Origin of the sequence: Pseudoalteromonas arabiensis (genome assembly GCF_001550155.1) — a bacterium.
Classification (GTDB): domain Bacteria; phylum Pseudomonadota; class Gammaproteobacteria; order Enterobacterales; family Alteromonadaceae; genus Pseudoalteromonas; species Pseudoalteromonas arabiensis.
The window spans coordinates 91,430-100,597 of the sequence record NZ_LRUF01000024.1; the positions used below are offsets into that span (position 1 = coordinate 91,430).

9 protein-coding genes and 3 tRNA genes are annotated in these 9,168 nt (G+C 42.3%); 11 read left to right on the plus strand and 1 reads right to left on the minus strand.

Annotated features, from left to right (window positions below; translation table 11 throughout):
- The first annotated feature begins 39 nt into the window (after nt 1–39).
- Nucleotides 40–738 carry a tRNA1(Val) (adenine(37)-N6)-methyltransferase gene (locus PAARA_RS13615; RefSeq protein WP_062569575.1) on the plus strand — a complete coding sequence of 233 codons (699 nt, stop codon included), beginning with the start codon at nt 40–42 and terminating at the stop codon, nt 736–738.
- A 70-nt stretch (nt 739–808) separates the two neighbouring features.
- Nucleotides 809–1,237, plus strand: a complete 429-nt coding sequence (locus PAARA_RS13620) for a DUF2147 domain-containing protein (RefSeq protein WP_062569576.1) — start codon at nt 809–811, stop codon at nt 1,235–1,237.
- Between the two features lie 44 nt (nt 1,238–1,281).
- On the opposite strand, the gene fldB is transcribed toward PAARA_RS13620, so the two are convergent.
- On the minus strand, nt 1,282–1,803 hold the full coding sequence (gene fldB, locus PAARA_RS13625; RefSeq protein WP_062570025.1) for a flavodoxin FldB: 522 nt from the start codon (nt 1,801–1,803) through the stop codon (nt 1,282–1,284).
- Between the two features lie 128 nt (nt 1,804–1,931).
- Here fldB and xerD point away from each other — a divergent pair, with 128 nt between their 5' ends.
- From xerD to PAARA_RS13670, 9 genes are all read left to right on the plus strand, one after another.
- Entirely contained in the window at nt 1,932–2,819 is an 888-nt protein-coding gene (gene xerD / locus PAARA_RS13630) for a site-specific tyrosine recombinase XerD (protein WP_405128730.1), read from the plus strand.
- Between the two features lie 59 nt (nt 2,820–2,878).
- Nucleotides 2,879–3,613: a bifunctional protein-disulfide isomerase/oxidoreductase DsbC gene (dsbC, locus tag PAARA_RS13635; protein WP_062569578.1), complete on the plus strand. Its 735-nt coding sequence runs from the start codon at nt 2,879–2,881 to the stop codon at nt 3,611–3,613.
- Between the two features lie 71 nt (nt 3,614–3,684).
- Nucleotides 3,685–5,406, plus strand: coding sequence for a single-stranded-DNA-specific exonuclease RecJ (gene recJ / locus PAARA_RS13640; protein WP_062569579.1), 1,722 nt, complete (start codon nt 3,685–3,687; stop codon nt 5,404–5,406).
- Between the two features lie 143 nt (nt 5,407–5,549).
- Nucleotides 5,550–6,648, plus strand: a protein-coding gene (gene prfB / locus PAARA_RS13645; protein ID WP_130149625.1) for a peptide chain release factor 2 whose coding sequence is annotated in 2 segments (ribosomal slippage) — nt 5,550–5,624 and nt 5,626–6,648 — 1,098 coding nt in all. Because the reading frame shifts where the segments join, the coding sequence is not laid out codon by codon here.
- 26 nt (nt 6,649–6,674) lie between these two features.
- Nucleotides 6,675–8,210: a lysine--tRNA ligase gene (lysS, locus tag PAARA_RS13650; protein ID WP_062569581.1), complete on the plus strand. Its 1,536-nt coding sequence runs from the start codon at nt 6,675–6,677 to the stop codon at nt 8,208–8,210.
- A 250-nt stretch (nt 8,211–8,460) separates the two neighbouring features.
- The gene (locus tag PAARA_RS13655) at nt 8,461–8,658 is read left to right on the plus strand and encodes a hypothetical protein (protein ID WP_062569582.1); all 198 of its coding nucleotides are present in this window, start codon (nt 8,461–8,463) and stop codon (nt 8,656–8,658) included.
- Nucleotides 8,659–8,771: 113 nt separating this feature from the next.
- Nucleotides 8,772–8,864 (plus strand) — tRNA-Ser (locus PAARA_RS13660).
- A gap of 34 nt (nt 8,865–8,898) precedes the next feature.
- Nucleotides 8,899–8,975 (plus strand) — tRNA-Arg (locus PAARA_RS13665).
- A 22-nt stretch (nt 8,976–8,997) separates the two neighbouring features.
- Nucleotides 8,998–9,074, plus strand: a tRNA-Arg gene (locus PAARA_RS13670).
- Nucleotides 9,075–9,168 lie beyond the last annotated feature (94 nt).

Here is a 9,168-nt window from a genome sequence, read left to right on the forward strand (position 1 = left end):
ACTAGCTATCAGCACTGTGGTGAATGAAAAGGTGAAAAAATGTCAGGCTTTGTGTTTAAACAATTTACAGTTGAGCAAACTCGTTCTGCGATGAAGGTTTCGACAGATGGTATTTTATTAGGTGCTTGGGCTGAATTGGCAAATGCAAAATACCTTCTCGATATAGGAACAGGAACGGGATTGCTTGCTTTGATGGCAAAACAGCGTGCGCCAAAGGCGAAAGTGGTGGCAATCGAAGTAGATGCTGAGGCGTGCATTGATGCTAAGTTTAACTTTGCAAATAGTCCTTGGCCTGAAATTTGTTTACATCATGGTGCCATACAGTCTTTTCAATCAACACAGCCCTTTGATGTAATTATTACTAATCCCCCGTATTTTAATGCGAGTCTAAAAGGGGGCAATGAAGCACGTAATACGGCGCGTCATACAGATGGTCTTGGTTTTTCCGAGTTAATTGAGTGTTGTACTAGGTTAAGTCACGCCAACACCTTACTAAATGTAATTTTACCCTGCAAAGAGGCATCTTCTTTTATTGAACAAGCTAAGTGTAAAGGGTGGAACTTGGCGCGTATGTGTAATGTACGCACCACATTAAAAAAGCCACCCAGCCGAAGTTTAATGTTATTTTCTTTACAGTCTGAGGTGTGTCAGACACGTTCTTTGACTATTCATGCTGCAGATGGCGGCTATAGTGATGAGTATGTTTCTTTGTGTAAGGATTTCTATTTAAAAATGTAACTATCTAAAAATAGAGTGTTTACTCAAGCCTTGCTATAGTGGTGGCGTTTTAAAATTATAAGAGCTGTTTATGTTACGTTTATCTATAACTTTAAGTGCATTACTTTTCTCTCAATATACTTTTGCTGCGTTGAATCCTGTGGGACTTTGGAAAACAATAAATGAAGAGACAAATGAAGCAAAATCACTGGTACGCATTAGCGAACAAAATGGCGTATTAACAGGCAAAGTAGAAAAAATTCTAAATCCAGCAAAGCAGGATGCTATCTGTGAAGAGTGTGATGGTGATAAGAAAAATCAACCAATTCTTGGCATGACAATAATCGAGGGTGCAACTGATGCGGGAGATGGAAGCTGGCAAGATGGTGAGATTCTTGACCCGAATAGCGGTAAGACCTATACCTTAAAACTGACGCCACAAGAACAAGGTCAAGTACTTGAAGTTCGCGGTTATATTGCTTTTTTCTACCGTAACCAGTATTGGCAGCGTGTAGAGTAAACACTAGAAAAGCCAAGCAATACTTGGCTTTATAGGCGTTATTTTTACAAGCTTTCGCTATATTCAGTCATGACTTGTTCAACCCACGAGGCAATGCGTTCATCGCTCAGTTCATATTGACTGTCTTCATCAAGTGCTAAGCCAACAAACTGTTTACCATCTTCAGTGAGTGCTTTTGAAGCCTCGAACTCGTAACTGTCATCATTTGGCCACTTACCTAATAAAGTGATCGTTTGGTCGCAAATTTCATCGTGTAACATACCGAGCGCATCTTGGAACCACTGGCCGTAACCTTGTTGATCGCCCATGCCAAACAGAGCCACGGTTTTACCATTTAGGTTAACATCTTTAATGTCGTCCCAAATTGATTCCCAATCTTCCTGTAATTCACCGAAGTCCCACGTTGAAATGCCGAAAATAACAAAATCGAATTGCTCAGCATTTTTTAATGGCTCATCTTTGATATTGTGAAGACTCACTATGTCTTGGCCGATAATATCGCGAATTTTTTCAGCTGCTATTTCTGTGTAGCAGGTTGTAGAACCATAAAATAAACCAATCTGCATCGTATTTATCACTGTGTATTTGCCTGATATGATAGGCGTAAGTTTACCGTAAGGTATAATCAATTGATACCTTGATAAGGATGAGAGTACGCGTGGCTGATAATAATTCCCAAGCCCAAAAAGGTGTAATAACAGCAAATAACGCCGAACATTTAGAGTTATTTTTAGATACGCTGTATCTTGAGCAGGGAGTCAGCGAAAATACACTCGCTGCTTATCGCAGTGACCTTGAAAAGTTTTGTCAATTTTTAAAAGATAAAGATCTTCTAGCTGTGAGTAATGAAGATATTGAAGCGTATTTAGCATATCGCGTTGATTTAGGCCTTAAATCACGCAGTACCGCGCGTAGTATTAGCGCACTTAAACGTTTTTATCAGTATTTTGTACGTGAAAAAGCGATAGCTGATTCGCCGATGGTCAATATTGCTCAGCCAAAAGCAGGGCAGTCATTACCTAAAACGCTGTCAGAAGCCGAGGTTGAAGCACTCCTTGGGGCTCCTGATATCGAAGATCCAATGGGGCTTCGCGATAAGGCCATGCTTGAGCTTTTATATGCAACAGGACTTCGTGTTACTGAGCTGGTGGGGCTTCGAATGGAGCAGATTAACTTGCGTCAAGCTGTGGTGTTTGTAAAAGGTAAAGGTAATAAAGAACGTTTAGTGCCCCTTGGTGAAGAAGCCATGTATTGGCTAGAACAGTTTCTGAAAGTAGGCCGTTCGCATATGATTAAGCATGCCACTGATTTTGTGTTTCCATCTAAACGTGGAATCGGCATGACACGACAAACCTTTTGGCATCGTATTAAACACTATGCTATTTTGGCATCAGTTGAATCGCCCTTATCACCACATACGCTGCGTCATGCGTTTGCAACGCATTTGCTTAATCATGGAGCTGATTTGAGGGTGGTACAAATGATGTTAGGTCATAGTGACTTATCAACAACTCAAATTTATACCCATGTAGCCAATGAGAGATTGAAGTCGGTACACGAGCAACATCACCCACGTGCGTAGTGCAAGATTTTTAAAGATGTACCGGTCTATACTAGAAATGATCAGGATATAGGATAGTTATGAAAAAGTTAGTTTTAGCCACGGCATTGCTTGGCACAAGTCTTAATGTGATTGCCAATGGTGTATCGACCACCGACGCTGCAGATGCGCCTATCATCGCTAAATTTGCCGAATTAGGTGTAACCGTAAAGCAAATAAATCCAAGCCCTGTCGCTGGTCTTAAAGAACTGATTACAGATAAAGGGGTACTTTACGCAAGCCCTGATGGTCAATTTCTAATGCAAGGCACATTAATTGATTTAGAAAATCGCGTAAACCTTACAGAGCATGCGTTGAGCGATGTACGTAAAGCGGGTATTGCTGAGTATGAAGATTCAATGATCGTTTATAAAGCAAAGAATGAGAAACATTCTATCACCGTATTTACTGATATCACCTGTGGGTACTGTCGCAAATTACACCGTGAATTAGATGACTTTTTAGATGCAGGTATCACAGTTAAATACCTTGCTTTCCCACGTGGTGGCTTACGTGGTAAAGGTTACCAAGATTTAATGAATGTATGGTGTGCAAAAGACCCCGCTGAAGCGCTTACAGAAGCCAAAGCGGGTGCAGATGTTGCCACTGTTGAAGGGTGTAGTGCGCCAATCGCTGAGCATTACCAACTTGGTCAAAGCTTTGGTATGTCGGGTACGCCGGCTATTATTTTAGAAGATGGTACGATGATCCCAGGTTATCAATCAGCAGCGCAAATCAGCCAAGCACTTGATGCATTGCCAAAAACATCTTCATAATCTTTTTTATAAAAAGGCCTATTTAGGTAGGCCTTTAATCCGCTTTAAGCTAAGAAAGTAATACGTCCAACATGGAAAAAATAATCCAAGTTCGCCCTCGTGTTGATGACTCATATCTTCCACATCACTTACATCCTGTTATCAAGCAAATTTATGCCTCTCGTCAGGTTCAAGATGCCAAAGAATTAGATAATAGTGCAGCAACATTACATGACTTTAAGCTGTTTAAAGACATAGACAAAGCTGTGTTGTTATTACAAGACGCGCTGGCATCACAAAGCCGTGTGCTAATAGTGGGTGACTTTGATGCCGACGGTGCAACGAGCACCGCAACCTTGATGCAAGGTTTGGCTATGTTTGGTTTACAGAACCTTGACTATTTAGTGCCGGACAGATTTAGCCTTGGTTATGGTTTGAGCCCTGCACTTGCTGAGCAAATCGTGACAATGCAGCCTGAGCTGGTGATTACCGTCGATAATGGCATCTCCTGTATTGATGGCATTGCTATTGTAAAGCAAGCAGGTATTAAAGTGCTGGTCACTGATCATCACTTGCAAGGTGAAGCATTACCAAACGCCGATGCGATAGTAAACCCAAATCGCCATGACTGCTCATTCCCATCAAAATCCATTGCTGGGGTTGGCGTGGCGTTCTATTTATTGATTGCACTGCGTAGCCATTTACGTGAACAAGGGTATTTTCGGCATAATCCAATGCCTAATTTGGCCGAATTACTTGATATTGTTGCTCTTGGCACCGTTGCTGATGTGGTCGCGCTTGATGCCAATAACCGCACCTTAGTGCATCAAGGTTTAGCACGTATTCGAAGTGGTAAAACACGCCCAGGGATCAGTGCGTTAATCGAAGTGGCAAATCGCAATGCAGCTCGTTTAAGTGCCAGTGACTTTGGCTTTTCATTGGCGCCACGCTTAAATGCAGCAGGGCGTTTAGATGATATGAGTTTAGGCATAGCCTGTTTATTATCAACCGATATAAATCAAGCACGCCGTATTGCCGGCGAGCTTGATAGCCTTAACCATGAGCGCCGTGAAATAGAGCAGGGCATGCAAACTGAAGCACAAGCCGTACTTGATCGGTTAGCATTTAAAACTGAGTCAGTGCCGGATGCCATTTGTTTATACCAAGCCGATTGGCACCAAGGTGTGATAGGCATATTGGCAGGGCGCTTAAAAGAGAAGTATCACCGTCCTACGGTTATTTTTGCAGCTGGCGATAATGGTGAAATAAAAGGTTCCTGCCGCTCAATTGAAGGGCTGCATATGCGCGATTTACTCGAGCGAGTAAATACCCTGTATCCACATCTTATTAGCAAATTTGGCGGTCATGCTATGGCGGCGGGGCTGAGTATCAATGAGCAATGCTTTAATGAATTTAAAGCGGTGTTTGAGAAAATGGTGACCGACACACTGACTGATGAGCATAAACAAAGTATTTTGCTGACCGACGGTGAACTGCCCAATGACTGCTTTTCGATGGAGTTTGCCAATCAGCTAAAAAATGCAGGACCTTGGGGGCAGCAATTTCCCGAGCCTGTGTTTGAACATGTTTTCGAAGTAATACAGCAGCGTATTGTCGGTGAAAAGCACTTAAAACTGGTTTTAAAGCATCAATCAGGGCGCTTAGTTGACGGTATTGCATTTGGTGTTGACGTACGTGCATGGCCAGACACTGAAGTGAGGTACGTCAAAGCTGCTTATCAGCTCGATATAAATGAATTCCGTGGCAAATTTTCGTTACAACTGATTATTCGAGAGCTACAAAAAGTGACATAAAAATATCGTCTTTATCGGCATAAAAGGCTAATAAAACGCTCGGTTTTTTGTTAAAATCGGGCGTTTTTAATATTTGTAGATAATTTACCGTAATTATTGTCGTAAGCTGTGCGCGGTAAATCAGCCATTTTGGAGTAATGTACATGTTTGAAGTGAATCCTGTGATTAACCAGATCAAGGAAATTCGCGAACGTACTGAACTGCTTCGGGGGTACCTTTGACTACCCTCTTAAGAAAGAGCGGTTAGAAGAAGTTAACGCAGAACTTGAAGATTCAGCAGTATGGAACGAGCCAGAGCGTGCGCAAGCGTTAGGCCGTGAGAAGTCATCACTAGAAGCTATCGTCGAGACCATTGATAATCTCGTTACGGGCACAGACGATGTTGAAGGTTTAGTTGAACTTGCAGTGGAAGCTGAAGACGAAGAAACTTTCCAAGAAGCTGAAGCTGAACTTGAAGATTTAAATGCACAACTTGAAAAGCTTGAGTTTCGTCGTATGTTCTCTGGCGAGCAAGATCAAAACGATGCGTACCTTGATTTACAATCAGGCTCAGGCGGTACTGAAGCACAAGACTGGTGTAACATGTTACTGCGTATGTATTTACGTTGGGGTGAAGCAAAAGGCTTTAAAGTTGAACTCGTTGAAGCAACTGATGGTGATGTGGCTGGTATCAAGGGCGCAACTGTGCGTTTCGTTGGCGAATATGCATACGGTTGGTTACGTACAGAAACAGGCGTTCACCGTTTAGTGCGTAAGAGCCCGTTCGACTCAAGTGGTCGTCGTCATACCTCGTTTGCATCGGCATTCGTTTACCCTGAAATCGACGATAATATCGAAATTGATATTAATCCGGCTGACCTACGTATTGACGTTTACCGTGCATCTGGTGCCGGTGGTCAGCACGTAAATACCACTGAATCAGCGGTACGTATTACTCACGTGCCAACCAATACGGTTGTTCAGTGCCAAAATGAGCGTTCACAGCACAAGAATAAAGACCAAGCAATGAAACAGCTAAAAGCGAAATTGTTTGAACTTGAGCTACAAAAGCAAAATGCAGAGAAACAAAGCCAAGAAGATGCAAAGTCAGACATTGGCTGGGGTAGTCAAATTCGTTCATACGTGCTTGATGACTCGCGCATTAAAGACTTACGTACAGGCGTTGAAAACCGTAATACTCAAGCGGTTCTTGACGGCGACTTAGATAAATTTATTGAAGCCAGCCTTAAATCTGGCCTATAACCACCAAGCTAAAAAAGAGCTAAAAAATGACTGATCAAATCCAAGACGAAAATAAGTTAATCGCTGAGCGTCGTGGCAAATTAGACGCAATCCGCGAAAATTGCCCTGCCAACGGTCATCCAAACCAATTCCGTCGTGAACATTACACGGCTGATTTGCAAGCTGAGTTTGGTGATAAATCGAAAGAAGAATTAGTTGCTGAGCAGCACGTTGTATCAGTAGCAGGTCGTATTCTTGCAAAACGTGGTCCTTTCCTTGCGTTACAAGACATGAAAGGCCAAATTCAAGCGTACGCCTCAAAAGATGTACAAAAAGAATTAAAAGCAAAATACGGTCAACTTGATATCGGTGACATCATCGGTGTTAAAGGCGCACTAAATAAATCAGGTAAAGGTGACCTATACGTAGAAATGACAGAGTACGAGCTACTTACTAAGTCATTACGTCCGTTACCAGAAAAGTTCCATGGTTTATCTGACCAAGAAACTAAATACCGTCAACGTTATGTTGACTTAATCACTAACGATGCGACGCGTGAAACATTCCGTATTCGCTCAAAAGTTGTCGAAGGTATCCGTCGTTTCTTAGCTGATCGTGACTTCATGGAAGTTGAAACACCGATGCTACAAGTGATCCCAGGTGGTGCGTCTGCACGTCCATTCGTAACACACCACAACGCACTTGATATCGACATGTACTTACGTATTGCCCCTGAGCTTTACTTAAAACGTTTAGTTGTTGGTGGTTTTGAGCGTGTATTTGAAATCAACCGTAACTTCCGTAACGAAGGTTTATCAACGCGCCATAACCCAGAATTCACCATGATCGAATTCTACCAAGCATACGCTGATTACATTGACCTAATGAATATCACTGAAGACATGCTACGCACTGTTGCGACAGACGTACTTGGTTCACCAATTGTTGTTAATACAACGAAAGACGAAAACGGTGAAGTGGTAGATTCAATAGAATATGATTTTGGGAAACCTTTTGCACGCCTAACAATGAGCGAAGCTATTCTTAAGTACAATCCAGACTTTGATGCGGCTGTATTTAATGACCCTGAAAATCATTTTGAAGAACTTAAAGCGTACGCTAAGCAAGTACACGTTAAAGTGCCAGAAAACTGCGTTTGGGGTCCAGGTAAGTTCTTATGTGAAATCTTCGAAGAGACAGCTGAGCACAAGTTAATTCAACCAACTTTCATCACAGCTTACCCGTGGGAAGTGTCACCACTTGCACGTCGTAACGATGAAAACCCATTCGTGACTGATCGTTTCGAATTCTTCGTAGGCGGTCGTGAATTAGCCAATGGTTTCTCTGAGCTTAACGATGCACAAGACCAAGCTGAGCGTTTCTCGCGTCAAGTTGAAGAAAAAGACGCCGGTGATGATGAAGCAATGCACTACGATGAAGACTACATCCGTGCATTAGAATACGGCTTACCGCCAACAGCGGGTGAGGGGATTGGTATTGACCGTCTAGTGATGTTATTTACAGACTCACCAACCATTAAAGACGTGATTTTATTCCCACACATGCGTCCTCAAGCTGACTAATCAGCTAATGTCTTTAAAACGCCGCTTTTAAGCGGCGTTTTGTTATCAGAAAATTCTGAAATTTTCCGCTTGTCCCCTTACATTCTTTTTTTAATTAGCTGATCTAAAAAGAGTTACAGAATTGCTGTTTTGTAATAGTCACGTATTTTTAACTTTTTATTCTAAAGTGTAATTGTAATAGTGTTATTTTTAACCTGATTATGAGAAAATTGCGCGATTATCATCCAATGCGTAAATGGACTTTATAATAATGAAAAAGAAGCCTTCGCAGTTGTCTACTGAAGCTAATAAAAGCGAGCACCAGCGTGAAGCGTTTTATCGTGCGTGTATTGCTGAATTTCAACAATTGGGTTATCAAGATCAATATCTCGCAGAAATGACTGATGAGCTAATTCCTTTAACAGGCTTAGATATATTGACTAATAAGGAAAAACCAGCGAAAGACTGAGCAAAAAATTGCCTGTTTTTTGTTGTTATGACCATTCTGTGACCATCTACACTATTTTCCTTGAAAAGTGTTTGACATATTGCCTGAAATCTTTATTATACGCCCCACAAGATGGAGAGGTGGCCGAGTGGCCGAAGGCGCTCCCCTGCTAAGGGAGTATAGGGTTTGTAGCTCTATCGAGGGTTCGAATCCCTCCTTCTCCACCATTTTTTAAAATGGTTTTCTTGTAAAGTAAAGAATGGGCGCATAGCTCAGCTGGATAGAGTACCTGGCTACGAACCAGGCGGTCGGAGGTTCGAATCCTCCTGCGCCCACCATCCTTTACTAAAATCAAAAAGTGGGCGCATAGCTCAGCTGGATAGAGTACCTGGCTACGAACCAGGCGGTCGGAGGTTCGAATCCTCCTGCGCCCACCACTTTTGAAAAATCACTGCAAGATTATAAAATGCAATTTGCGGACGCGTAGCTCAGCTGGATAGAGTACCTGGCTACGAACCAGGCGGTCGGAGG

Bases quoted from the DNA above. Each gene is read 5' to 3' on its own strand.
- dsbC (WP_062569578.1), top strand. From the start codon at position 2,879: ATGAAAAAGTTAGTTTTAGCCACGGCATTGCTTGGCACAAGTCTTAAT.
- fldB (WP_062570025.1), bottom strand. From the start codon at position 1,803: ATGCAGATTGGTTTATTTTATGGTTCTACAACCTGCTACACAGAAATA.
- lysS (WP_062569581.1), top strand. From the start codon at position 6,675: ATGACTGATCAAATCCAAGACGAAAATAAGTTAATCGCTGAGCGTCGT.
- PAARA_RS13620 (WP_062569576.1), top strand. From the start codon at position 809: ATGTTACGTTTATCTATAACTTTAAGTGCATTACTTTTCTCTCAATAT.
- PAARA_RS13655 (WP_062569582.1), top strand. From the start codon at position 8,461: ATGAAAAAGAAGCCTTCGCAGTTGTCTACTGAAGCTAATAAAAGCGAG.
- PAARA_RS13615 (WP_062569575.1), top strand. From the start codon at position 40: ATGTCAGGCTTTGTGTTTAAACAATTTACAGTTGAGCAAACTCGTTCT.
- recJ (WP_062569579.1), top strand. From the start codon at position 3,685: ATGGAAAAAATAATCCAAGTTCGCCCTCGTGTTGATGACTCATATCTT.